Below are 25169 nucleotides of genomic sequence, written 5' to 3'. Positions count from 1 at the left end.
CGGCGCCCACCCCCACCTGGAGTCGCGATGAGAACCGGAAGAAGCACACCACGCGGGAGTCTCCCGCGCACCCTCCTGACCGCGCTCGCGGGCCTGATCACGCTCACGCTCCTCGGCGTCCTCGCCCCGGCCGTCGCCCTCGCCCAGTCCGCGCCCGACGTCCGGGCCACCGGCCTGCACATCGACGACGGCCGGCTGCGGGAGGCCAACGGCAACGACTTCGTGATGCGCGGCGTCAACCACGCCCACACCTGGTACCCGGGTCAGACCCGGTCGCTGGCCGACATCAAGGCGCTGGGCGCCAACACCGTCCGTGTCGTCCTCTCCGACGGGCACCGCTGGACGAGGAACAGCCCCGCCGACGTGGCGAACGTCGTCGCCCAGTGCAAGGCCAACCGGCTCATCTGCGTCCTGGAGGTGCACGACACCACCGGATACGGCGAGGAGGCGGCGGCCGGGACACTGGACCACGCCGCCGACTACTGGATCAGCCTCAAGGACGTCCTCGCCGGCGAGGAGAACTACGTCATCGTCAACATCGGCAACGAGCCCTGGGGCAACACCAACCCCGAGGGCTGGACCGCGCCCACCAAGGCCGCCGTGCAGAAGCTGCGGAACGCCGGCTTCCAGCACACGATCATGGTGGACGCGCCCAACTGGGGCCAGGACTGGCAGGGCGTCATGCGCGCCAACGCCCGGTCCGTGTACGAGGCCGACACCACCGGCAACCTGATCTTCTCCATCCACATGTACAGCGTCTTCGACACCGCCGCGGAGATCACCGACTATCTGAACGCCTTCGTGAACGCCGGACTGCCCCTGCTCATCGGCGAGTTCGGCGGCCCCGCCGACCAGTGGGGCGACCCGGACGAGGACACCATGATGGCCGCCGCCGAGCAGCTCGACCTCGGCTATCTCGCCTGGTCGTGGAGCGGCAACACCGACCCGGTCCTCGATCTGTCGATCGGCTTCGACCCCACACGGCTCAGCGCCTGGGGCCAGCGGATCTTCAACGGCGTCAACGGCATCGCGCAGACCGCCGAGGAGGCCACGGTCTTCGGCGGCGGCACCCCCGGCGACACCCAGGCGCCGAGCACCCCCGGCACCCCCACCGCCTCGGCGGTGACGGCGACCTCGGCCACGCTCTCCTGGACCGCCGCCACCGACAACGTCGGCGTCACCGGCTACGACGTCGTCCGGGTCTCCGGCTCCACCGAGACCAAGCTCGCCGCCTCCACCACCCCCACCGTCACCCTGACCGGCCTCACCGCCGACACGGCCTACACCTTCGCCGTCTACGCCCGCGACGCCGCAGGGAACCGGTCGAACCGCTCGGCCACGGTGAACGTCACCACGGACGAGGGCGGCTCCACGCCCACCGGGAACTGCGCGGTCACCTACCGGGCCACCAACGAGTGGCCGGGCGGCTTCCAGGGCGAGATCGTCGTCCGCAACACCGGCACCACCGCCGTCAGCGGCTGGACCCTGGCCTTCACGTTCGCCGGCGGCCAGACCGTCACCAACATGTGGGGCGGGACCGCCACCCAGAGCGGAAGCGCGGTGAGCGTGAAGCCCGTCGCCTACACCAACACCATCCCGGCCGCGGGTTCCGTGACGGTCGGGTTCATCGGGAGCAAGGGCGCGACCAACCCCGCACCGGCCGCCTTCACCCTCGACGGGGCGGCCTGCGCGAGCAGTTGACCAACCCCCGGGGGGCAAGTGACCGGCGGGGGCCCGCTCATGGCCCCCGCCGGTCGGGTCAGCGTCGTACGAGGCTGCCGCTCACCTCAGGGTCGTACGAGCGTGATCCGGTACTCCCGGGTCCGTGAGCCGTCCTCGCTCGTCACGGTGACGACGGCCGAGGTGTCGCCGACGCGGTCCACCTCGACGGTCGCGTACGGGTCGCGGGCCGTCGCCGTGACCTCCGCCCGGCTCGGGTCGGCCGTGGCCACCCGGTAGGCGGTGGTGTCGGGGTCGAAGGACTCGATCCCCTTCCCGGCCACCTCGATCGCGGTGGCCGCGGCGTCCGAGGAGACACCGGGGGACTTGGCGAACACCTCGACCTCACCCATGGTGATGTAGCCGCCCTGACGTGCCGTCATGACCACCCGCACACCGGTCACCGGGCCCGCGTCGAGCGGGACCTCGACGACCGGGGTGCCCTCCGTGCCGACCGCGACGGAGTCGCCCGCGTCGGTCCACGGGCCGTCCGCCACCGCCCTGACCTGCACCTTCAGGCTCTGTGGGAAGGAGACGTTGGTGCCGTCACGGTGGAAGTGGGCGACGATCCGGCTCAGGTCGCGGGCCTTCGGCAGACCGAAGGTGATCGTGTCGGACGGGTTCTTGGTGCCCGACCTCCAGTTGGACCAGGCCTTCTCGGCGGTGTTCCCGTTGCGCAGCCGCTCGGCGGAGTAGCCGCTCTCGGTGTAGGTGGCGGCGACGGTCACGCCCGTGTCGGGCGCGATGTTGGTCTCCGAGGCCCCGGTGACCTGGACGCGTACGGTCGCGTCGACCGTGGAGCCGTCGACGACCTCCGCCCTTCCGGTCACGGTCACGACGCCCTTCTCGTCGAACGCCCCGTCGGGTGCCTGGTCCCAGGTCACAGGGAGGGCGGTCCGACCGCCGTCCCGGCCGACGCCGACGACCGAGCGCGGAAGCTCCGGCTCGCCCCCCTGGTACGTCTTGGCGCGGCCGGGGACCGTCGAGGCGATCGTGTCGACGGTGACCAGGGCCTCCGCCGGGACCTTCCGGCCGAGGACGTCGGTGGCCTCACCCTTGACGCGTACGGTCCCGGACTTGCGCCACTTGCGGTCCGCCGGCAGCTCCCACACCACGGGCAGGGAGCCCCTGGCACCGTCGCGCACCACCGGGGTCACCGTCTCGGGCAGCTTCGGCCGCAGACCCGGGACGGTGAACGCCTCCGCCCGCTCGGTGCTCAGCACGGTCTCGTCGCTCACGGCCCAGCGCTGGTTGTCCGCCGACGTCGGGGTGTACGTGGACACCTTGGCGCCGTCGGCCGACGACTGTCCGGTGACGTCCAGGAGGCGGCCGGTGGCGGCGTTCACCAACGTCCAACTGCCGTCGCCGGTGGTCGACATGAGCCACTGCGCCGCCTCGGGCACCTCACCGCCGGTGGCCTCTTCGAGCACGGCCTGGTTGTCGCGCACGGCGAGCCGCCGGCGGGTCTCCGCGTTGGTCAGGGCGTAGCGCTCGCGGTTGCCGGTGCCGGAGGTCAGCTGCTCGATCGACCACAGCTGCCGGGCGCTCGCGGCGTCGGTGGTGCGCAGGACGACACCGGTGCCGTCCTGCGACGGGGCGAACGCCTTGCCGCTCTGCGCGCCCTGGAGGCGGTAGACGTGACCGGGCTGGACGAGGGCGGCGTCCTTGTCCGCGCCCCGGACGCCATCGACCAGGAACGTGGTGACGGACTTGGCGGGGACGTCGAGAGTGGCCGAGCGGTCGGTCACCGGGACCGGGGCGCCCTTGACCAGGGCCCCGCCCGCGCTCGTCACGACGGGGGTGACGGTGGCGCCCGCGTCGATCTTGCGGAAGCGCGAGAGGTCCAGGGTGACGGATCGGGCGGTCGTGCCGCCGTTCACGTGGACCACGGTGGCCGAGCGGCCGGACTTCCGGACGGCGGCGACGCTGGAGGGGTCGTCGACCTTCACGAAGTGGTCGCCGGGCCGGATGTGGTGGGTGAAGTTCCTGATGGTGTGGAACTTGGAGTTGGCCCGGATCGGGCAGGTCTCCAGGGTGTCCGTGGCCGTGCAGTTGAACGGGACGTGGATGCTGCCCCAGTTCTTGCCGGCCGCGGCCTGCGGGATCGAGTCCTCGATCGGCTGCCAGAACACCCAGGCGGAGGGCTCCAGTTCCCGCATGTCGTCGACCATGCGGGTGGCGATGCCGAGGCCCGGTTCCATGCTCGTGAAGTCGCTGCCGGTGCCCCAGGTGCCCTCGACCTCGCTCATCCAGAGCTTCTTGCCGGCGCCCTTGGCGATGTCCCGGGCGCTGGTGCGCATACCGGTGCCGTAGGTGTGCACGTTGAGCTGGGGGACCGCGGCCCGCGCGGAGGCGTCGTAGGCGTTCCAGTTCTGGGTGAAGATCGTCGGGTTGGTCTCGTCCATCGCCGAGATCTCGGCGTCGGTCCTCGCGCCTTCGAGCGCCTTGTCGAGGGCGAGGAGCACCTTCTGCTGGAGCGCCGGGCCCGCGTGCGCGCCCTCCTGACGGCCGCCGGTGGGCTGGCCGTTCGCGCCGATCTGGGTGCCCCAGTAGTTGGTGTTGGGCTCGTTCAGCGGGGCGATGGTGTCGAAGTCGATGCCGTGCTTCTGCTCGAGGCGCTCGGCTACCTTCACCAGGTACGTGGCGAACTCGTCCACGCGGTCCGCGCGGATCTGGTCCGTGTTCGCGTCGAAGCCGCCGGAGACATAGCCGCTGACGGTCTGGAACCAGGGCGGCGAGTTGCTGAACGCCTCCCAGGTGTCGACCTTGTCCTTGATCTGGTCCACCCACCAGCGCTGGCCCGCGTCGGCGTCCCAGTTCCAGTGGTCCGGGTCGTCCGGGTCCCACCACTCCATGTCCTGCCGGGTGGTGCCCTCCGGCGCCTTCCAGAAGCCGTCCATCGTCGCGCCGGCCTTCATGTAGTCCTTGCGGACGTCGGGGGCGTTGCCGCCGCCGATGTTGTAGCGCGCGATGTTCAGGCCGAGCCCGTCCTCGCCGAACAGCATGTCGACAAGCTGTCTTCGGATGGGCTCGGGGTAGTTCCCCGTGGCGTTGGCGAACCAGACCAGGCTGGTGCCCCAGCCCTCGAACTTCTGCTGCTGGTACGACGGGTCGATCCGGACGGTGACCGCGTTCGCCGCCGCGGCGGCCGTGGCCGTGTCCGTCGTGTCCGCGCTCGCGGTGGGCGCGGCCATCAGGCTCGCGCCGAGGACCAACGGGGCCATGGACGCCAGAGACCGGACGATGCGATGTCGTGGGGTCACGACACTCCTTTCCACACCACTGAGGCGGCGCGATTTCGTTGACATGCCCAAAACACGTGCTTAGCATTCAGGAAACTGAAAGCGCTTTCTAGCCCTGGTGTGCAGGAATTCCCCCCAACCTCCTCCCCCCCCACGAACGCTGGAGGCATTCCCATGAACTCACCGCGCGGAAAACTGGTCACCGCGGCGCTGGCCGCCGCACTGCTCGCCGGCCCCGGCGTCGCCCAGGCGGCCCCGCAGCCCCCGCCCGTGCCCGCGCCGCGGGCCGCCGCGGCCACCATCACCTGGACCCTCGTCCGGGCGAGCAACCCGACGGCGGACCAGCAGTCGGCGTACACCGCCATCACGGCCGCCATGAACGCGGCCGTCTCCCGCTACAACAACCTCAGCGACCTCGGCAAGACCATCACCGTCCGCTACGAGCCGGGCGTCCCCACCGCCGACGGCAACATCAACGGAACCATCCGCTTCGGCTCCAACCGCAGCTATATGAAGGAGCGGACCGCGCTGCACGAGATCGCGCACACCCTCGGCGTGGGCACCAGCGCGGGCTGGTCGCGGCTGGGCGGCAGCGGCACCTGGACCGGGTCGCGGGCCACGACGCTGGTCCGGCAGTACGACGGGGCCGGCGCGAAGATCTCCACCGGGGGAGGCCACTTCTGGCCGTACGGACTGAACTACGACAACGAGTTCTCCGGCACGGCGGCCGACCGGCATGTGCGGATCGTCTCCGCGATGGTGGCGGACGGACTGTAGGCCCGTCCAAGTCGCATGGCGGCAGCGGTGGTTGGTGCCTGGTGACAAAGGGGTCAGCGGTGGCTGCGTTGTTGTGAGCATGGGGCGGTGGGGTCGCGCACGCGGTCCTACCGTCCCAGCATGAACACGAGTCGCAGCAAGGGAGAGAACCTGAGAGCGCTGCGCGGTGCCGCGCTGTCGGCGCTGCTGACCGTCGCGGCCCTGACCGGAGCCGCGCCGGACGCCCGGGGCGACGACGCGCGGACCGAGACGGCCGTGGCCTCGACGAGTCCGGTCGGCGGCGTGACCGAGACGCTGGTACGTGTGCGAGCGCCGCTGCCGGCGTCCTTCGGGGCGCGGCCGGCGGCGTGCGACTGGCTGTCGTACCTGCGCTACCGGTCCGCCGACGGACCGGCGGCCTCGGCCGACGCCGACCGGATCCTCGTCGCCCAGCCCGGCATCCTGGAGGGCGCCGGAGCCTTCGACAGCGTCGCCCGCAACACCGTCGCCCGCGCCGCCGCACAGGGGCGGCACGTGGAGTTCTGGGCCCTGGACCGGCGCTCCAACTGCCTGGAGGACCGCACCGGAGTGGCCTCCGGCGACCAGCGCACGGCCGTCGACTACTACTACCGGGACAAGCAGGTCGCCGGCCGAACCTTCGACGGGTACGTCGGCAACGCCGACCTGGGCTGGATGGCGAAGCTCGGGATCGAGCGGACCGTCCGCGACCAGTACGACCTGCTCACCGCCGAACTGCCCGACCGGCGGGTGCGCGAGGAGAAGGTGCTGTGCGGCGGGCACTCGCTGGGCGGGGTGATCACCGGCTACTTCGCCACCGCCGACTTCGACGGGAACCCGGCCACCACGGCGGACGCCGGACACCACCAGTGCGCCGGGTACTTCGCCCTCGACACCACCGTCTCCACCTCGCTCGCCGATCTGAGCGGCAGCATCCCGGACGACACCAACCTGCCCGACATCGGACTCGGTTACGGAGCCGTGCAGGCCGGGCTCGACAGCGGACTGCTCTCGCGCACCCTCTCCGCCCCGGTCCTCCTCAACCCGGAGATGATGACGCTGCTCGCCATCGCCGGCCTGGGCGCGCTGCAGGACCCGGACGGCGAGGCCACCCTGCCGGACCAACTCCCCCTGAACACCAACATCGAGGTCACCAACCGCTTCCTGTTCTCCGAGGACACCGCCACCTTCCTCTCCGGCACCCCGGCGGTCCGCGACTTCCGGCTCACCAACGAGGCGATCCTCGGCGCCCTGATGGACGACCACTCCGTACCGCTGGCGTTCCTCCAGAGCAGCGTGGGCTTCTTCGACGGCGGACCGGTCGCCGACAAGAACTTCCCCGTCGCCAACGGGGGCGAGGAGCGACCGGCGCTGTTCGGCAGCGAGTACAAGGCCATCCCCGACCGGCCGGGCGGCCCGCTCTACACCTGGCGGAACTACGACCGGGTGGGCGACGCCGACGACCCCGGGTACCGGTCGGCCGACGGGACCCCGTTCACCGACGCGGGCAAGGAGGTCACCGACATCCAGGAGCTGGCCCGCAGCATGGCCCGGCAGCCGCTGGACTTCACCGAGCAGTACTTCCCGACCAAGCTCGTCACCGATCTGCAGTTCGCCGGCTCGCCGCAGGTGAAGCGGCTCGTCGTCCACCCGGACGGGCTCACCGCCGACCCGACGCTCACCGTGCTCGCGGGCGACGGACTGCTCGCGGGCCGGGTCCCGGCCGACCTGGACCCGGTGATCGCCGACGGTTACCAGCACCTGGACGTGCTGACCGCCGCGCCCATCCAGAACAACGGCCGTCCCGAGCCCGTCTCGACGAGCCTGACGGAGTTCGCGCGGGACCCCGCGTAGCGGGTGTCCTCATCACCCCAGGGAAGAAGGGCCCGGGAGGATCTCTCCTCCCGGGCCCTTCACCTCGCGTCCACCGGCGGTGGGGTCGGGCTCAGACCTTCGTCGCGGCGAAGGCCGCCGCCGCGTCGGCGTTCGCGCTGTAGCCGAGGTGCGCGCCCACGTCACCGCCGCCGTTCTCGCAGACGGGGTCACCGGCCGCGCAGAAGTCGATGGTGCGGCTCTGGTAGACGCCGGTGACGCTCTTGCCGATGGCCCGGATCGGGTTGCCGAACAGCAGCACCGCCGACACCCTCGGTTCGAGCGCGGCCGGAATGGTCGCCACGATGGGGCTGCCGACCACCGCGCCCGCGCTGCTGATACCGATGGAGTTGTCGACGACGTTCGCGCCCTGCGAATAGCCGACCAGAACGAAACGCTGGTTCGGACAGGAAGCGGCCTGGCTCCGGACATGGTTCACCAGGTCCGCGTTGCCCTGCGCGGCCGAGGTGGGCGACAGGTCCGCGGGATAGTTCACGCGGTAGCTGGACAGCGATTTGCCGGTGATTTTCTTCTGCAGCGCGGAATACACGGGGTCGCCGACGATGAAGCCGAGCGTGCCCGGCTCGAACGTGCCGCGAGCCGCGACGACGTCGATGTCCGTGCAGGCGGCGGCCGTGGCCGCGGGTGCCGAGACAGTGGCCAGTCCGGCCCCGCCGACCAGCGAGAGCGCGGCGAGACACAAGCGGATACGCATGGGGATCCTTTGAGGGTGGGGCGCTCAGTGCGCCTGTGGAAAGGACGTCCCGAAGATATTCGCTGTGTCACGCCGACTGTTATGGACAGGAATTCAGGAATGGAGTTTCTTTTTGTGCCCAGGTGAGTCCGGCGGGGTGCGGGGCTTTTTATCCGGTGAACGTGTCGTCGTTCCGCAGGGCCTCCGCGCGCAGCGCGAGAATGAGGTCCAGCCGGGTGCCGGGGTCGTGCAGGGCGTCACCGAAGAGTTTCTCCAGCTGACGCAGGCGGTAGCGGACCGTCTGCGGGTGGATATGGAGGCGGGCGGCGACATCGGGCACATTGCTGCCGCCGAGCAGCCACGCCAGCAGGGTCTCGGCGAGCCTGCCGCGAGGCCCCTCCGCGACCGTGTCCAGCGGGGCCAGCGCCTGTGACCGGAGCCGGGCGAGCATCGGTTCGTCGCTGTGCAGCAACAAGGTCGACAGATGGTCGGCGCAGCGCACCACACCGTGCCGGGGCAGGATGCCGCGCCCCATCAACCCGAGCGCACGGGTGGCCCAGCGCAGCGATCTGGCGGCCTCCGTGAGCGGAACAGAGGGCCCGATCGCCGCCGGCCGCCCCCGCAGCGCGAGGGTGAACGCCCGGCCGCCGAAGCCACCCGAGCCGCCCGGGTCGGGCACGAGCATCCGTGGTGGCCGGGACCCCATGTCCACCAGCGCCCCGGCGGCGGCCAACGGCCGCTCCCCCCACTGGTCGGGGGAGGCCGCGAGGACGACGACCGCGACATGCGTCGGCACGGACCACCGGGCGCCGTGCGCCAGGTCACGCACCGCCTCCGGCAGCACCGGCCCCTCACCCAGCAACAGGGCGAGCAGCCGCCCCCGGCGCCGTTCCAGCTCGTCCGTGCCGCGCAACTGCCCCTCCGCGTACCCCGCCGCCGCGGCCTCGGCCACCTCGTGCACCGTCCGGAACGCCAGTTCACCCAGTCCGGCCATGACCGCGGAGTCCAGCCCGAGCTCCTCCGTCGTGCGGCTCAACTGCTGCCAGGCGTGCAGCCCGCCGACCCGCAGCGCGGACTGCAGTGTTTCGAGGCTGTGGCCCTCCAGCGCCTCGCCGCGTCCCAGCTCGCGGTAGATCGCGGTGATCGAGTCTCCCCGGGCGTGCGGATCGGCGATGTGGTCGACGAACAGGGTGAGCGCCTGTACGACCCCGGATCTGAGGAGGGCGCGGCTCGCCCCGTCGGCCGACCGGGCGGCGTACTCCGGGACCTGCCTGCACACCTCCTCCTCCACCTGGTCGGCGACGACCTCCAACTGGTCGCGCAACAGCTTGGCCAGTTCGGGCGGTACGGAGGTGGCGCCGGGCCCGTCCGGTACACCGTGCGGCGGGGTGGGGGCAGCCACGGCCGGCCCTCCTTTCACCCGGAAGCGGCTCACCCGCGGGCCGGTGCCCGTGGGGCGCGGGGCAGGTCCTGGGTAGGACGTACGACCTCCGCGCTCCGTTCCGTTCCCCGCCGGTACCGCCCTCACGCCGGCACCCCCAGCGCACCGGCGAGCATCGGCCACGACGCGCCGAACTCCCGCTTCCAGTAGGCCCAGCCGTGCCCTCCGCCCGCGTAGAAGTGGGTCGTCACCGGTACCCGCAGCAGCGCCAGTGTGTCGGTGAAGGCGTGGGCGGACGGCCACAGCGCGCTCTCCAGCGCCTCCGGCAGCCAGTCGCCGATACCGCCGAACACCCCGCTGCCGCTCGACACGTACAGGGCGGTGCCGCGCAGCCCCGCCGCGCGCGAACGCGGGTTGAAGTCCCGCCAGGTGAGCACGTTCAGGACCGGGTTGCCCCACAGCGACAGGGGCGCCAGGTTCTCCCGGGCCACGATGGCGTCCACCAGGGTCGGCACACCGGGCGCGGTCGTGTCGAGGATGCCGCTGTACGAGGCCGCCGCCGCGAACCGCCCCGGGTGCCGTGCCGCGTGCGCCATCGCGCCGTAGCCGCCGGTCGAGACCCCGGCGACGACCCGGACCCCGGACGCCCGGTAGGCGCGGGCCAGCAGCGCCGGCACCTCGTCGACCTGGAACGTCTCGTAGTCCGGGCCGCTGCGCCAGGCGCTCGGGATGCCGGTCGGCCCCCCGTCCGGCATCGCCACGATCAGCTCCCGGCCCGCCGTGAACGCCTCGATGTCGGTCTCCCGGGTCCAGGACGTGTGGTCGTCGTGCGCCCCGTGCAGCAGATACAGCACGGGGTACGTCCGGGTGGGGTGGGTGTCGTAGGACGACGGGAGGATCAGCCGGACCGGGGCGCTGCGGCCCAGGGCGGCGGAGGGGACGGCGACGTCGAGGGTGCGGGGGCCGAGGCGGGTGACGGACCCGGGGGCGACGGACCCGGGGGTGACGGATCGCGCGGTCGCCGACGCGACGCCCGTGGCCGTGGCGCCGAGGAGGGCGGCCAGGCCCGTGACGGCGGCGGCTCTGGTGACGGCACGACGGGACGGCGCGGGGGCGCGGTCGATGCGGACGGTGCGCTCGTCGGGGACGGACATGGCGGCTCTCCTCGGCTCGGTTCAGCGACGGTCCTGGACGGACTCCCGCCGCAGACTGGTGGCGATCGCGTCGACGTACGGCGGGTCGAGCAGCGACAGATGGTGCCCCGGGACCCGGACGACGCTCAGAGCCGGGCACACCTCGTCCCAGCCGAGCCCCTCGTCGTCCCGCTCGTACGCCGGGTCGCGCACGGTGTGCGGGGCGGGCTCCGCGGCCCGGTACAGCACCACCCGCCCCTCGTACCGGCCCGGCCGGTGGGCCTCTCCGATCCGCAGGTCCAGATAGGAGGACCGCTGGTGGTCGAGGGCCGCCCGCGGCACGTCCACCGCCTCGCGCAGCGCCCGCAGCACGGTGTCGACCCGCTCGCCGTCGTCCTCCGTCGCGGCCAACTCGTCGTACGGCAAGGCCAGTTCGACCCCGTACGCGTCCAGGACATGACGGGCGAAGCCGGTGAAGTGGGCGCGGATCCGGTCGGCCGGTGTGCTCTCGGGGTGGGGGAGCGGTCGTACGGAATCGATGAGCGCCACCAGGCGCACGTCCCGTCCGGCGGCCGTGAGCTGCCGTGCCGCCTCCTGCGCGACGAAGCCGCCGAACGACCAACCGCCCAGCAGACAGGGCCCGTCGGGGTACGCGGCCGTCACCGCCTCGGCGTAACGCCGTGCCTTCTCGACGACCGTGCGGGCCTCGTCGATCCGCTCCAGCCCGTACACCGGCCGCTGCCCGCCGAGCTGTTCGACGAGGGCGCGGTACACGTCGGTGGTCCCGCCTGCGGCGTGGACGAGGAAGAGCGGGGGGAGCGGGCCGGTGGGACGGAGGGGGCGGAGGAAGGGGTGGGGACCGGACGGGGTGAGCCTCGGGGAGCCGGCGCCGGCGTCGGCGCGGGCCGGTGCCGTGCGCCCCGCGTCACCGGAGTCCACCGACCCGCCCGGCAGCGCCCGCCGGGCCGTCGGCCGGATGCGGGAGGCGGCGTCCCCGACCGTGGCGGCGCCCAGCAGGTCGCGCAGGGGGAGGTCGATGCCGAGCTCGCGTTCGAGACCGCTGCGGATGCGGACGGCCATCAGGGAGTCGAGGCCCAGTTCGGCGAGGGCGGTGGCCGGGGTGACGCGGGCCGGTGGGTGGCCGGTGACGGCGGCGATGTGGTGGCAGAGGCGGGCGGAGACCGAGGTGTGGTGCGGGGTCCGGCCCTCGTCGGTCACGGGAGCCTCACCCGGTCCGTGAGGTTCGTGGGGTCCGTGAGGTCCATGGGGTCCGTGGGCCGTGGGGGCGCCGGCCGGGCGACCCTTCTCCGTGATCGCGGCCCTCTCCTCCCTTCCCTCCCTCGCCGCCCCCGCCCGCCCGTCCGTCCACCAGTGCCGCACATGCCGCCAGCGCGGTCCGGGCAGGTCGATGACACGGCCCGGCGGTGTCGGGAGCCGCAGACCGGCGGTGTGCAGGGCGCCCAGCCGCGTCAGGAAGTCGGCGGAGGTGCCGGCGTCGCGGTGGAGGGTGCCGAGGGCGAGGGCGCCCGGGGCGGTGTCCGTGACCGCCCGGGTCAGCACCGGGTGGGGCGAGATCTCGACGAAGGCGCGGTGACCGTCGGCGACCGCCGCGGCGACGGCCCGGTCCAGACGCACGGGCCGCCGCAGATTGGCCGCCCAGTGCCCGGCGTCGAACACGCAGTCGCCGCGCGGGTCGTCCAGCACGGTGGAGTAGACGGGGACCTCGGGGCGCCCGCCCCGGATGTCGGCCAGCTCCGCTGTCAACTCCGCGAGGAGCGGCTCCACTTGGGGGGAGTGCCCCGCCCCGGCCACCCGCATCGCCCGAGCTGCCCGCCCCTCCGCCTCCAGCCGGCGCACCAGCCGGGCCACCGCCTTCTCGTCCCCGGTGACCACCTTCTGGCGGGGCGAGGAGTGCACGGCGACCTGGACGCCCGGGAAGTCCCGCTCCAGGGCGTCGAGTTCGCGGTCGTCGAGGTCCACCACCGCCATCGCGCCACCCCGCAGCCCGCTGAGCAGCCGGGCCCGGACGGCGACCACACGGGCGGCGTCCGGCACCTCCAGCGCGCCCGCGCACACCGCGGCGGCCACCTCGCCCAGGGAGTGGCCGATGACCGCGACGGGCTCGACCCCGTGCGCGCGCCACAGCTCCGCGAGCGCCAACTGCATGCCGAGGAGCACGGGTTGGGCGACCTCCAGGCGGTCCGACGAGGCACCGGAGGACAGTTGGTCGTAGAGGGAGACCCCGCACTCGGGGGCCAGCAGCGCGTCCAGCTTCTCCACGGCCGCGGCGAAGGCCGGCTCCTCGGTGAGCAGCCGCCGTCCCATGCCGGCCCACTGGCTGCCGTACCCGGAGAAGACCCACACCGGGCCCCGCCCGACGAGATCCCGGTCCTCGACCATGACCCGTGCGTGGGGCCGCGCCGCCGCCAACGCGCGCAGCCCGTCCGTGAGTTCGGCACGGTCACCGGCCAGGACCGCGGCACGTGCCGGCCCCCGCCCCGCCCGCCCGGCGAGCGTGCGGGTCACGTCGGCCGGGTGCGCGGCGCTCCCCTCGGGGGTGTCCAGCCAGTCGGCGAGCCGGCCGGCGGTGTCGCGGACCCGGGCGGTGTCGGCGTCGGAGAGGAGATGGAGGCGGGCCGGGGGCTCCTCGGCCGGGGGCGGCAGCAGGGCGCCCGGCCGCCATTCCTCCAGGACCGCGTGGGCGTTGGTGCCGCCGAACCCGAACCCGGAGACCCCGGCGGTGGCCGTCCCGCCGTACCGGGGCCAGGGTTCGGCCTCCGTCACGACCCGCAGTCGTGCGTCGCCCTCCAGGGAACTGCCCTCGGCGCAGTGCAGCGAGGGCGGGATCAGGTCGTGGTGGAGGGCGAGGACCGTCTTCACCAGGCCTGCGATGCCCGCGGCGGACTCCAGATGGCCCAGGTTGCCCTTGACGGAGCCCAGCAGCAGCGGCTGGTCGGGGTCGCGGCCCGTACCGAGGACGGCGCCGAGCGCGCCCGCCTCGATCGGGTCGCCGAGCGGGGTGCCGGTGCCGTGCGCCTCGACGTGGTCGACGCGGGCCGGGGAGAGACCGGCCCGTGCGTAGGCGGTGCTCAACAGGGCCTGCTGGGCGGCCGGGTTGGGCGCCAGCAGACCGTTGGAGCGGCCGTCGGAGTTGACGGCGGTGGCCCGGACGACGGCGAGGATCCGGTCGCCGTCCCGTTCCGCGTCGGACAGCCGCTTCAGCAGGACCGCCGCGCAGCCCTCGCCCCGGCCCATACCGTCGGCCGCCGCCGAGAACGGCTTGCACCGGCCGTCCGGCGCGAGCGCGCCCGCCCGCCGGAACGCCACGGTGACGGTCGGGGAGAGCAGCAGATTGACCCCGGCGGCGATCGCGAGATCGCTCTCGCCCGTGCGCAGACTGACACACGCCTGGTGCACCGCCACCAGGGACGACGAACACGCCGTGTCGACGGCCATGCTCGGCCCCCGGGTGTCCAGGACGTACGCCAGCCGGCCCGCCGCCACGCTCAGCGCCCCGCCGGCCGGCGCCCAGGGATCGACGGCCGCCGGGTCGGCACCGGTGAGCTGCCCGTACTCGGGCGCGGAGATCCCGACGAAGACACCGGTGGCGCTGCCCGCCAGGGACCCGGCCGGGACGGCGGCGTGGTCCAGGGTCTCCCGCACCACCTCCAGGAGGATCCGCTGCTGCGGGTCCATCACCGCGGCCTCGCGCGGGGTGATCCGGAAGAAGTCCGCGTCGAACCCGGCGACATCGTCCAGATAGCCGCCGTACGGCAGCGCGTCGGTGGGCGGATACGGCGTGAAGTCCCGCCACCGGTCCTCCGGGACCCGCCGGATCGCGTCCACGCCGTCCAGCAGCGACCGCCAGTAGTCGGCCGGGCCGTGCACACCCCCGGGCAGGCGGCAGCCGATCCCGACGACCGCGACCGGCTCACCGGGCGCCACGGGCCTGTCCGAGGTCACGGGTGCCGTGGACGCCCTGGCCTCCGTGGGCCCGTTCGAGGACGGCACCGCGACCGGGACGCCGCCCGCCTCCGCCCCGCGCAGACACGCCACCAGCGCGTCCCCGGTCGGCGCCTCCCACAGCAGGGTCAGCGGCAGCTCACGGCCCGTCGCCCGCGACAGCTCCCCGGCCAGCACGACCGCGTCCCGCGAGGACATCCCGAGATCCGTGAACGGCCGGTCCATGGGCACGTCCTCGGCGGCCGTCCCGCTCCACCCCGCCACCCGCTCGGCGATCAGCCGCCGCAGCGCGCCCTCCTCGACGGCCACCGGCCGCGCCGGGGCACCCTCGCCGTCCCCCACGACTCTCATCCCACGACCCCCACCGCGTAGGCGCCCGCCAGATACCGCTCACGGGTCAGCGCCCGCGCGACCTTTCCGCTGGACGTCCGGGGCACCGTGCCCGGCGGCACGAGGACCACGTCGGACAGCCGCAGCCCGTGCCGGGCGGAGACGGCCGCCCGCGCCGTCCGCACGAGACCCGGTACGTCGATGTCGGCGAGCGGCACGTTCCGCGGGTGCTCCGCGACGACCACCACCCGCTCCCCGCCGCCGCCCGGCACCCCGAACGCGGCCAGCCGGTCCCGCCGTACGGCCGGATGCGCGTCCTGGACCGTGCCCTCCACGTCCTGCGGGTAGTGGTTGCGCCCGTCGACGACGATGAGGTCCTTCAGCCGGCCGGTGACGATCAACTGCCCCTCCAGGACCGTCCCGAGGTCACCGGTGCGCAGCCACTCGCCCGGACCCGTCGTGACCTCCGCGAGGACGGCGCCGAAGACCCGCCGGGTCGACCGGTCCTGGTTCCGGTAGCCGCGTCCCACGTTGGGGCCCTGCACCCAGATCTCGCCGACCTCGCCCTCCGCGAGCGCGACCCTCGACACCGGATCGGCGATCCGTACCCGCTGGCCCGCGGGCGCGCCGCAGCCGGCCAGCAGCACGGCCCGTGGATCGTCGGGCCGGGCGGGCAGCGCCTTGCCGGCGGTCAGCGCGTCACGGTCGAGCGCGAACCCGCGCATCGGCCGCCCGGGACGGGCCGCGCTGACGAAGACGGTCGCCTCCGCCAATCCGTACGACGGGCAGTGCGTCTCCGGGGCCAGACCCTGTGCGGCGAACGCGGCGTGGAAACGGTCGGCCGTGCCGGGGCGGACCGGCTCGCTGCCGTTGATCAGCGCGGCGACACCGTCCAGCCGCAGCCCGGCCTTCTGCTCCTCGGTGACCGTCGAGGCGCAGTAGTCGTAGGCGAAGTTGGGCGCCGCGCTCAGCGCCCGCGGATGCGCGGCCAGCAGCCGCAGCCAGCGCGCGGGCTCGCGCAGGAACGCCACCGGGTCCATGAGCACCGACAGCACCCCCCGCACCACCGGCGCCGCGACGCTCAGCACCAGCCCCATGTCGTGGTACAGCGGCAGCCAGCCCACACAGGTCACCGGATGGGTGTCCGCGCCGTAGGCGGACAGCGCCTGGCGGGCGTTGGCGACGACGTTGGCGTGCGTGATCTCCACGCCCGCCGGGGTGCGGGTCGAGCCGGAGGTGTACTGGAGGTACGCGACGGCGGCCGTGTCGTCGGCGGCGGACGTCCGTTGCCCGGCCCCGGCGGCGGACGGCCGGCCCCCGTAGTCGTCGGCGGCGGCGTCGGGGATGTGGTCCACGGCGACGACCCGTACCGCCCGGTCCGCGCACAACTCCCGCACCTCGGCGAGGACGTGCCCCGTCGTCACCACGACCGCCGGGCCCGCGTCGTCCAGGACCGCCGCCAGCCGGTCGCCCTGCCCCGGCAGACCCGGCGGATACAGCGGCACGGCCACCAGCCCCGCGGCCAGCGCCCCGAGGAACGCGGTGACGTACTCCGTCCCCTGCGGGCACAGCACCGCGACCCGTTCCCCCGGCTCGGCCTCCGCCGCCAGCCGGGCGGCCACGGCCCGCGTCCGCAGGTGCAGCCTGCGCCAGGTCAGCGTGCGGTGGACGCCCCGCGAGTGCGGCGCGGGATGGTCGACGAAGGTGAACGCCCGGCGGTCGGGCACGGTCTCGGCCCAGTGCCGCACATACTCCGGCAGACTGCGGAACGCGGGCGCGAGCGGGGGGCGGCGGTTGTCCATGGGGCATGGCTCCTCACGTCGCGGGGGACGGCTTGCGGGCAGAGCGGTGACAGCTGTGGCGGGCCCGGTCAGAGGGGGATGTTGCCGTGGCGGCGTTCCGGCATCGGGGCGCGCTTGCCGCGCAGGGCGCGCAGGGCACGGCAGAGGTGGGCGCGGGTGTCGCGCGGGGCGACGACGGCGTCGACATAGCCGCGCTCCGCCGCGAGATACGGGGTGCCGTGGGTCCCCTCGTACGCGGTGACGAGACTGGCCCGCAGCGCCTCGGGGTCGGCCGCGGCGGCGAGTTCCCGGCGGTGCAGGACCCCCACCGCGCCCTCGGCGCCCATGACGGCGATCCGGGCGGTGGGCCAGGCCAGATTGATGTCGGCGCCGAGATGCTTGGAGCCCATCACCGCGTAGCCGCCGCCGTACGCCTTGCGCACCACCACCGTGACCTTGGGAACGGTCGCCTCGGCGTACGCGTACAGGAGTTTCGCGCCGCGCCGGATGATGCCGGCCTGCTCCTGGCGGACGCCGGAGAGATAGCCGGGGACGTCGGCGAAGGTCAGCAGCGGAATGCCGAACGCGTCGCAGAACCGCACGAACCGCGCCGCCTTCTCGGAGGCGTCGATGTCGAGCACCCCGGCGGCGTGCAGCGGCTGGTTGGCGACGACCCCGACGGAGGCGCCCTCGACCAGCGCGAACGCGCAGATGATGTTCGGCGCGAACAGCTCCTGCACCTCCAGCAGTTCACCGTCGTCGACCACCGCGCGCAGCACGTCCCGCATGTCGTAGACCTGCCCGAGCCGGTCCGGCACCACCGAGTCCAGGCACCGCCCCGCGGGCGCGGCCCCGGGTGTGTAACGCGGGGCCCGCTCCAGGTTGTTGGCGGGGAGGTACGACAGCAGGTCGCGTACGGTGTCGAGGGCGTCCACCTCGTCGGCGGCGAGGAAGTGGGCGTTGCCGTTGACGGTGTTGCTGGTGCGGGCGCCGCCCAGCTCCTCGGCGCTGGTGCGCTCCCCGGTGACCGTCTCGATGACATCGGGGCCGGTGACGAACATGTGCGAGGCGCCGTCCACCATCACGGTGAAGTCGGTGATGGCCGGGGAGTACGCGGCCCCGCCCGCGCAGGGGCCCAGGACCACCGAGATCTGCGGGATCACCCCCGACGCCCGCACATTGCGGCGCACCAGCTCGGCGTAGAGGGCGAGCGAGGCGACGCCCTCCTGGATGCGGGCGCCACCGCCGTCGTTGAGCCCGACGACCGGGCAGCCCGTCTTCAGGGCGAGGTCCATCAGCGCGATCGTCTTCTCGCCGAAGGCCTCGCCCATGCTGCCGCCGAACACCGTGGAGTCCTGCGCGAAGACACAGACCTGACGGCCGTCGACCGTGCCGTGCCCGGTGACCACGCCGTCGCCGTACGGGCGCCGGGCGGTGTCCCCGGTGGGCCGGGCCCGCACGAACAGGCCCGTCTCCGTGAACGAGCCCGCGTCCAGCAGCAGATCGATCCGCTCCCGGGCGCCGTACTCGCCACGGCGCCGGGGCCCGCCGGTCGCGACCGCCCGCGTCCGGCGGCCCTCCAACTCGGCGATACGGTCGGCGGTCCGGTCACCGATGCGGTCCGGGGTCCGGTCACCGGGTCGGTCCGTGGTCCGGTCGGCAGGTTCCTCGCGAACCGGCTCGGGCACGGGCGCCCGGTTCGTCGTACGCTCCGCCACCTGCCGCGCCCGGGATGTCGTCACCTCTAGCGTCACAGCCACCTCCGAAGTGGCTTTCGAATATGGCAGCGAAGGAGGGGCGGACCGGCGCGATCGGCTCTCTCTGTGCGGGAGTTGAGTCCCGGGAGGCCGGGGTTGCTCCTTGGGTGACAAGGGCCCGCTGCGACCGGAGCGTTCCGGACGGATGGCCGTAATGACGCTTCACTTGAGCTTTCAACGATGCCAGGATCTCGGCGCCCGAGCACGCCCCACCGTCCTCGAAAGGCATCGACATGCGCCGCCGACCCACCCTCCTCGCCACCGTCACCGTCACCGCCACGGCCCTCCTGACCATGGCCCCGTCACCGGCGTTCGCCGGCGTCCAGCCCGGCGTCACCTACTCCGGCGAGGGCACCTTCTACGGAGCGACCGGCGCCGGGAACTGTCTCTACGACGCCACCACCGACATCGCCGTCGCGGCCCTGAACCACACCGACTACGAGGGCTCCCGTATGTGCGGCGCCTTCATCCGGGTCAAGGGCCCACGGGGCGAACTGACCGTACGGATCGTCGACCGCTGCCCGGAGTGCGCCCCCGGCGACGTCGACCTCGGCCGGCAGGCCTTCGCCCGGATCGCCGACCCCGTGGCCGGACGGGTGCCGATCACCTGGACGCTGGTCAGCCCTGACATCGCCGGCCCGGTCTCCTACCGCTACAAGGAGGGGTCCACCCAGTGGTGGTGCGGCATCCAGGTCCGCAACCACCGCAACCCCGTCGCACGCCTGGAGGTCCGCACCGGCTCGACCTGGCGCCCACTGCCCCGCCAGGAATACAACTACTTCGTCTCGGCGGACGGCACCGGCTGCGGCTCCGACCTCCGCGTCACCGACATCCACGGGCAGACCCTCACCGACACCGGCATCACCCTCAACCCGAACACCGACCAGCCGGGCCGCGCCCAGTTCACCCGACGCTGACACATGGGAAGAGTGAGGGCATGGACACCGACCTGGACACCGACCTGGACATCGAGGCCCTGCGCCGGGACACCCCCGGCACCGCCCACCGTGTGCACCTCAACAACGCCGGAGCGGGCCTGCTCTCCCGCCGGACCCTGGACGCCGTCACCTCCCACCTGGAACTCGAAGCCACCATCGGCGGCTACGAGGCGGCCGCCCGGGAACGCGACCGGATCGACGCCACCTACACCGGCCTCGCCCGCCTCGTCGGCGGACGGCCCGACGAGATCGCCCTGTTCGACAACTCCACCCACGCCTGGAACGCCGCGTTCTACGCGCTCACCTTCAAGCCGGGCGACCGCATCCTCACCGGCCGCGCCGAGTACGGCAGCAACGTCCTCGCCTATCTCCAGGTCGCCGCGCGCACCGGCGCGGAGATCGTGGTCGTCCCCGACGACGCATCCGGACAACTGGACACCACGGCCCTCGCCGGTCTCATCGACGAGCGCACCCGGCTGGTCGGGGTGAGCCACATCCCCACCAGCGGCGGCCTGATCAACCCGGCGGCCGAGATCGGCCGGATCACCCGCGCCGCCGGCGTCCCGTTCCTCCTCGACGCCACGCAGTCCGTGGGCCAGTTCCCCGTGGACGTCGAGGCCATCGGCTGCGACATGCTCACCTCCACCGGCCGCAAGTTCCTGCGCGGCCCGCGCGGCACCGGCTTCCTCTGGGTGCGCTCCGAGGCGCTGACCTGGCTGGAGCCGCACGTCATCGAGATCCACTCGGCGACCTGGGACGGCGGACGCGGCTTCACCTGGCAGCCCGGTGCCCGCCGCTTCGAGACCTGGGAGTCCGGCTACGCCAATGTCCTCGGCCTCGACGCGGCCGTACGCCAGGCCCTCGACCTGGGCCTGGACCGCATCGGCGAACGGGCCGTCGCCCTGGGCGCGTATCTGCGCGACCGGCTCGACGCGCTGCCCGGCGTCACCACCCACGACCTGGGCGAGCACCGCTGCGCCGTCGTGACCGCCGCCGTCGACGGCCTGCCCGCCACCGAGGTCGCCGCCGCCCTTGCCCGGCAGGGGATCAACGTCACCACCACCGTCCCCGAACACACCCAGTTCGACACCGAACACCGAGGTGTCCACCCCCTGGTCCGGCTCTCCCCGCACTACTACAACACCGAGGCCGAACTCGACCGCGCGATCGAGGCCCTGGCCACGCTCGCCCACCCCGCACACTGACCCCGCTCGCCCGCACCGCGCCCTGACCTCGCCACCGCACCACGCCGTTTCCCCTTCCCCGGCGCCGCACCGACGTGTGGCCCAGGCCACGTGAGGTCCGTGGCCTGGGCCATTTCCGGGTCGGCGGCGCTCGACTACGTTGTGCCGCGTCCCCCCGTACCCATGGACGGCTCGGTGTGCTCGCAGATCTCTCCCCGCTCATAGCGGCGACCACCCAGTGGCTGACGCGCGCCTTTCCGGCGGGCGGCGGTGCGCTGGACGGCGCGCTCTGCGAGGCGCAGGCCCGGCAGGCGGTCACCGTCGCCGCCTGGCTCCGCTACCCGACGCCGGTGGACGCCGCGCTCGTCGGGATGGCGGGGCCGGGCGGCACCATCCGGCTCGACTGGATCACCGGCTTCGACGAGGACCTGACACCGGACGAGTACGCCTGGCGGACCTGGGTGGACGAGGTCGTGGCCAGCTGGGCGGCCTGCCTGCTCGCCGATCCCGGGCTGGCCCGCACCGCCGTGGCCGCGCTCGACGACTCCCCGCACACGGCCGGTTCCCCCGCCGCCTTCCGCCGCCTCCTCACCCCGGACGAAGGCGACCGACGGGCCGCCGCCCTCCTGCGCCACCCCGACCTCCTCGCCCCCGTCTCCTCCCTGCACGAAGCCGGACTGCTCGACGCGCTGGGGCCGGGCCGGGCCCTCTCGGCCTGAGCCGGAAGCCGCTGCCGTGGGCGCCCGGCCCGAGTGGATCAAGGGGCGAGGCCCCGCCTACCAGCGCAGCGGAAGTGCCGCGAGATGGGTGTCGAGCAGTCCGGAGATGATCCGGTGGTCGTGCAGCGAGGGATGCCAGTCGCAGCCCAGGTGGTCGAGCCCGGGGTCGTCGTAGTACCAGTGGCTGACCCGGCCGTCGCCCCGCCCGACCCGCTCCGCCACGATCCGCCGGGTGGCCTCCTCGAACGCGGTGGTGTTCCACAGGCGGGCGGCGGACACCACCAGGAACGTCCTCGGCCCGTACCGGGCGCGCAGCTTGTCGAGGAACCCGTGGTAGGCGCTCTCGTAGGCGGCGACCAGCTCGGCCGTCGTGCTCCAGGCCTCACCGGGGTTGAGGGGCGTCGAGAAGTCGTTGATGCCGAGCCCGATCACGACGACCCGCGGCCGCCAGCCGGCCGGCTGGCGCCAGACATCGCCCTCGACGTTCAGCAGGGCCCGGTCGTAGTAGGTACGGAAGTCGGTGCCGGGCTCGCCGCCGTTGTAGTTGCGGACCATGCCCCGGCCGGAGAAGGCGTTGATCTGGCAGTCGGCGTCCAGCCGCCGGGCCGTGAGCGCGCCGAAGGAGAGGTCGGCGTTGCTGTTGCGGTTGACCCCGCCGATGGCCGAGCAGTCCCGGGTGCCGGAGACATTGCCGTACCCGGCGGTGTACGAGTCGCCGATGAACTCGATCTGCCTCTCCCGCGCCCGGGGTCTCGGGAGGATCGCGCCGCCGGGCGCCGCGACGAAGCCGCCGAACCGCCCGGCCGCCCACGGGCTCTCCGTCCGCTTCACCACGCGCACACGGTGCGCGCGGTCGGCGAGGCCGTCGATCCAGGAGACGGTCCGGCCCGGGGTGACGAGGGTGGCCACGGTCGTACCGTCGACCTGGACGTCGTAGTCGTTGTCCGCGTCGTCGAGCACCACCCCGATCCCGGTCCCGTGGAACCTCCCCTCGAACGAGACACCGGGCCAGCTGTACCGGACGGTCCCGTCGGCGGCCCTCCTGACCCGGCCCACCGTGTGGAAACGGGTGGCCGGCCGTGCCTCGGCGGCCTGCGAGGGGGGTACGACGGTGGTGACGAGCCCCGCGGCAGCGGCGGCGACCACCGTGCGTCGGGATAACCGGCTGGGCGTGTGCATACGACGTCCCTTCGGTACACAGGAGTGCGGCACAGGGGGTGCGGCACAGGGGTGCGGCACAGGAGTGGTGGGAGCGCTCCCAAGAGGTGCGCGTCATCGACGGTGACCGCCGCGGGCGCCGCCGTCAACCCCTCGGGGCGTGGTGACCGAGGTCGGCCGTGGCGTGCAGACGTATGCAGGCGTCGGTCCAGACCGCAGTGGCCGTCCGATCGTGATGCCGCTCGTGGGGACGGTCGTGGGGACGGTCGTGATGACGGTCGTGATGACGGGGGTGGTGACGGTCGACGGCATGGGCATGGGCATGGGCAGAGGCGTGGTCGTGGTCGAGTGTGTCGAGGAGCCTTCTCAGCAGGTTCGCCGAGGTGGACAGACCGGTGCGGGTCAGCCGGTCGGCGGCCTCGCGGAGCCGGTCGACGGCCGAACGCGGGAGATGGCGCAGCCCGTGGTGCGCGGCGTCGGCGAGAGCGGTCAGCGCCGTGTCGACGGCCGTCGAGAGCGGATCGGGCGGGGTGCGGTCGGCGAGCGGCAGGGGCGGCGGGACCGTCGGCGGGGCGAGGTCGGGGACGAGCACGCCACCCGGGCCGAGCAGGGCGAGCGGCGTGAGGAGGACCTGGCCGCCCGAGTGGCGCACGGCCCCGCTCAGATGGGTGACCTGGCCTTCGACGAGGGCTGACGCGAGCGCGTCCAGGGCGGCCGGGCACAGCGGATTGTGCGGTGCGTGGACCAGCACGGGGTGTCCCGAGGCATCCCGGACGGTCGCCTTCAGAACCTGCTCGGCCGGGTCGTAGCCCACCTTCAGGACCTCCGACACCTCGACGACCCGTACCGACTCCGCCTCGACCCGGGCCCGGATCAGACGCGGCGGGCGTGCGTCGGCCGCCTCGGCGAGTGTCGTGACGTCGCGGACGAGCAGCGGCTCGGGAAGGCCTGACCAGGAGCGGCCGACCGGTGACACGGTGGTGGCCGCCAGCCGCCCACGGGCCAGGACCAGCCGTCGGCTGGGGGTGCGGCGGGCGCTTTCGCTGACCAAATTACCCGTGGCCAGCGCGGACAGGGTGGTGCCCGCCAGGCGTCCGGCCCCCAGGGTGTGGCCGGTGGGAGGCGGGGCCGTGGGGCCGGCCGACCCCGGGGCCGGGGGCCCGCCCCCTCGCCCGGCCACCGGCCGGTCCTTGCGGAGGACGAGGACGACTCCCGCCGCCGCGTGCGCGAAGTACACCTCGGTCACCGGGCGTTCGGCGCTGCCGGAGACCCGGCAGCCGAGCGCCGTGAGCCGCACCCGGCGCAGCGGTGTCTCCGCCGACTCCCCGGTGCCGAGCACCTCGGGGTGACCGGCGGCCCGGTGCCGGGCGTGCAGTTCGGCGAGGAGCGACGCGGCCGTCTCCGGCCGGTGCAGCGCGCTGCGGTCCGCGTAGGCGTCGAGCTGGTCCGCCAGTTCGACCGCCGCCGCGGCCGGCCAGTGCGACGAGGCCGCGGTGAGCCGCCGGCCCGCCGTACGCAACGCGGCCGTCTGCATCGCGTCGGCGTGGGCCACTCCCTCCCGGAGCAACTCGTCGGCCAACTCGACCACTTGTCGCAGTGGGGCGGGTGACACGGGGCGGCGGCGGGGCGTCCCGGCGCTTCGGTCCTCGGGCCGGCCGGGGGTGGGGGAGGTGTCCGGTGCGGGGGACGCGCCGGGTGAGGGATGGGCGACGAGTGAGGGGCGGACGGCCGGTGCGGGACGGGCGCCGCCCCCGGCGGCCGGGGCCCGGAGGGACACCAGGACGAGGTCCGCCCGGGGGTCCGTCGCGTCGGCCGCGCGGAACGCCCACACCGCGAGGGCCAGCATCTCCCCGCGCAAGGCGTCGGCCGCGTCCGTCAGCGCGTGGGCGGCCTGCCCCGGCACGGGGAAACGCAGGGTGCAGGTGGGCAGTTCGACCCACGGATACGGTTGCCGCGGTGTGGGGCGATGGACGCGGACCGCGGCGCCGCGCTCCGCGATACGCCGCGCGGCGGTCAGTGCCCGGGGGCCCACGGCGGCCCCGAGCGCCTCGTCGTCCATGTCCCCCGGCGACCAGTCGGGCGCATCGGTGCCGAGCGCGCTCGCGTCGGACGCGGCCAGGTCGGACGCGCCGACGTCGGACGTGGCCACGTGGGACACGCCGGCCTCGGACGCGGTCACCGTGGGTGGACCCTCTTCGGCCGGACCGACCGCGGAGGTCTTCGCCTCGGCCCGTGCCACGGCCGCCGCCCGCTGGTGGGCGAGGACCAGTCCGACCAGGTGGCGGCAGACCCCGGGCGCGTCGCAACCGCAGACCCCGCCGTCCAGGGACGCCCCCGGGGGCATCACGGCCTCGGCACCGTCCGCGAAACGGGCCACCACACCGCCGTCCGGCGTGACGGACAGTTCCGGGAACGCCCCGGCGTCGAGTTCCCTGGCCGCCCGTCGCACCAGCCCCCGGTTGGCGATCGCCGCGAGAACGTCGGGGGTGAGCGCCAGGAGATCGGCACGCGCTGGTGTCGTCAC

Annotated in this window: 15 protein-coding genes; 6 read left to right on the top strand and 9 right to left on the bottom strand. The window is 73.7% G+C overall.

What is annotated here, in order from left to right; translation table 11 throughout:
- Positions 1-27: 27 nt before the first annotated feature.
- Positions 28-1701 carry a cellulase family glycosylhydrolase gene (locus tag J8M51_RS10310; RefSeq protein WP_086756574.1) on the top strand — a complete coding sequence of 558 codons (1674 nt, stop codon included), beginning with the start codon at positions 28-30 and terminating at the stop codon, positions 1699-1701.
- 86 nt (positions 1702-1787) lie between these two features.
- Here J8M51_RS10310 and J8M51_RS10305 read toward each other — a convergent pair whose 3' ends face one another.
- Positions 1788-4943: a glycoside hydrolase gene (locus J8M51_RS10305; RefSeq protein WP_086756576.1), complete on the bottom strand. Its 3156-nt coding sequence runs from the start codon at positions 4941-4943 to the stop codon at positions 1788-1790.
- Positions 4944-5135: 192 nt separating this feature from the next.
- Between J8M51_RS10305 and J8M51_RS10300 the strand changes: the two genes are divergently transcribed.
- On the top strand, positions 5136-5738 hold the full coding sequence (locus J8M51_RS10300; protein WP_086756578.1) for a hypothetical protein: 603 nt from the start codon (positions 5136-5138) through the stop codon (positions 5736-5738).
- A 120-nt stretch (positions 5739-5858) separates the two neighbouring features.
- Positions 5859-7589 (top strand): hypothetical protein, encoded by a 1731-nt coding sequence (locus J8M51_RS10295; protein WP_086756580.1) that lies wholly within the window; start codon positions 5859-5861, stop codon positions 7587-7589.
- 91 nt (positions 7590-7680) lie between these two features.
- Here J8M51_RS10295 and J8M51_RS10290 read toward each other — a convergent pair whose 3' ends face one another.
- The 6 genes from J8M51_RS10290 to J8M51_RS10265 form a co-directional block, all read right to left on the bottom strand.
- Positions 7681-8322, bottom strand: coding sequence for a cutinase family protein (locus J8M51_RS10290; RefSeq protein WP_086756582.1), 642 nt, complete (start codon positions 8320-8322; stop codon positions 7681-7683).
- Between the two features lie 148 nt (positions 8323-8470).
- Positions 8471-9703: a PucR family transcriptional regulator gene (locus J8M51_RS10285; protein ID WP_086756584.1), complete on the bottom strand. Its 1233-nt coding sequence runs from the start codon at positions 9701-9703 to the stop codon at positions 8471-8473.
- Between the two features lie 122 nt (positions 9704-9825).
- Complete coding sequence (locus tag J8M51_RS10280) at positions 9826-10836, bottom strand: alpha/beta hydrolase (RefSeq protein WP_267299125.1); 1011 nt, start codon at positions 10834-10836, stop codon at positions 9826-9828.
- A 21-nt stretch (positions 10837-10857) separates the two neighbouring features.
- Positions 10858-15129 (bottom strand): type I polyketide synthase, encoded by a 4272-nt coding sequence (locus tag J8M51_RS10275; protein ID WP_267299124.1) that lies wholly within the window; start codon positions 15127-15129, stop codon positions 10858-10860.
- Positions 15126-16910, bottom strand: coding sequence for a fatty acyl-AMP ligase (locus J8M51_RS10270; protein ID WP_086760909.1), 1785 nt, complete (start codon positions 16908-16910; stop codon positions 15126-15128). The genes J8M51_RS10275 and J8M51_RS10270 overlap by 4 nt, the downstream gene beginning before the upstream one ends.
- Positions 16911-16978: 68 nt before the next feature.
- The gene (locus tag J8M51_RS10265) at positions 16979-18505 is read right to left on the bottom strand and encodes an acyl-CoA carboxylase subunit beta (protein ID WP_086760917.1); all 1527 of its coding nucleotides are present in this window, start codon (positions 18503-18505) and stop codon (positions 16979-16981) included.
- A 374-nt stretch (positions 18506-18879) separates the two neighbouring features.
- Between J8M51_RS10265 and J8M51_RS10260 the strand changes: the two genes are divergently transcribed.
- The 3 genes from J8M51_RS10260 (at position 18880) to J8M51_RS10250 (ending at position 21487) form a co-directional block, all read left to right on the top strand.
- Complete coding sequence (locus J8M51_RS10260) at positions 18880-19563, top strand: expansin EXLX1 family cellulose-binding protein (protein ID WP_179203353.1); 684 nt, start codon at positions 18880-18882, stop codon at positions 19561-19563.
- 20 nt (positions 19564-19583) lie between these two features.
- On the top strand, positions 19584-20789 hold the full coding sequence (locus J8M51_RS10255; protein ID WP_086760911.1) for an aminotransferase class V-fold PLP-dependent enzyme: 1206 nt from the start codon (positions 19584-19586) through the stop codon (positions 20787-20789).
- Positions 20790-20965: 176 nt separating this feature from the next.
- Positions 20966-21487 (top strand): hypothetical protein, encoded by a 522-nt coding sequence (locus J8M51_RS10250; RefSeq protein ID WP_086760913.1) that lies wholly within the window; start codon positions 20966-20968, stop codon positions 21485-21487.
- Positions 21488-21544: 57 nt separating this feature from the next.
- Here J8M51_RS10250 and J8M51_RS10245 read toward each other — a convergent pair whose 3' ends face one another.
- Together J8M51_RS10245 and J8M51_RS10240 are read right to left on the bottom strand one after the other, a co-directional pair.
- Positions 21545-22666 carry an SGNH/GDSL hydrolase family protein gene (locus J8M51_RS10245; RefSeq protein ID WP_179203354.1) on the bottom strand — a complete coding sequence of 374 codons (1122 nt, stop codon included), beginning with the start codon at positions 22664-22666 and terminating at the stop codon, positions 21545-21547.
- 124 nt (positions 22667-22790) lie between these two features.
- Positions 22791-25169 carry a hypothetical protein gene (locus J8M51_RS10240; protein WP_267299123.1) on the bottom strand — a complete coding sequence of 793 codons (2379 nt, stop codon included), beginning with the start codon at positions 25167-25169 and terminating at the stop codon, positions 22791-22793.

Source organism: Streptomyces griseiscabiei, from assembly GCF_020010925.1.
Classification (GTDB): Bacteria; Actinomycetota; Actinomycetes; order Streptomycetales; family Streptomycetaceae; genus Streptomyces; species Streptomyces griseiscabiei.
This window is presented reverse-complemented; position numbering and strand designations above follow the sequence as displayed.

Excerpts from the sequence above, each read along its gene's own strand:
- J8M51_RS10310 (WP_086756574.1), top strand. The coding sequence starts at position 28 with ATGAGAACCGGAAGAAGCACACCACGCGGGAGTCTCCCGCGCACCCTC.
- J8M51_RS10305 (WP_086756576.1), bottom strand. The coding sequence starts at position 4,943 with ATGGCCCCGTTGGTCCTCGGCGCGAGCCTGATGGCCGCGCCCACCGCG.
- J8M51_RS10300 (WP_086756578.1), top strand. The coding sequence starts at position 5,136 with ATGAACTCACCGCGCGGAAAACTGGTCACCGCGGCGCTGGCCGCCGCA.
- J8M51_RS10295 (WP_086756580.1), top strand. The coding sequence starts at position 5,859 with ATGAACACGAGTCGCAGCAAGGGAGAGAACCTGAGAGCGCTGCGCGGT.
- J8M51_RS10290 (WP_086756582.1), bottom strand. The coding sequence starts at position 8,322 with ATGCGTATCCGCTTGTGTCTCGCCGCGCTCTCGCTGGTCGGCGGGGCC.
- J8M51_RS10280 (WP_267299125.1), bottom strand. The coding sequence starts at position 10,836 with ATGTCCGTCCCCGACGAGCGCACCGTCCGCATCGACCGCGCCCCCGCG.
- J8M51_RS10275 (WP_267299124.1), bottom strand. The coding sequence starts at position 15,129 with ATGAGAGTCGTGGGGGACGGCGAGGGTGCCCCGGCGCGGCCGGTGGCC.
- J8M51_RS10270 (WP_086760909.1), bottom strand. The coding sequence starts at position 16,910 with ATGGACAACCGCCGCCCCCCGCTCGCGCCCGCGTTCCGCAGTCTGCCG.
- J8M51_RS10260 (WP_179203353.1), top strand. The coding sequence starts at position 18,880 with ATGCGCCGCCGACCCACCCTCCTCGCCACCGTCACCGTCACCGCCACG.
- J8M51_RS10255 (WP_086760911.1), top strand. The coding sequence starts at position 19,584 with ATGGACACCGACCTGGACACCGACCTGGACATCGAGGCCCTGCGCCGG.
- J8M51_RS10245 (WP_179203354.1), bottom strand. The coding sequence starts at position 22,666 with ATGCACACGCCCAGCCGGTTATCCCGACGCACGGTGGTCGCCGCCGCT.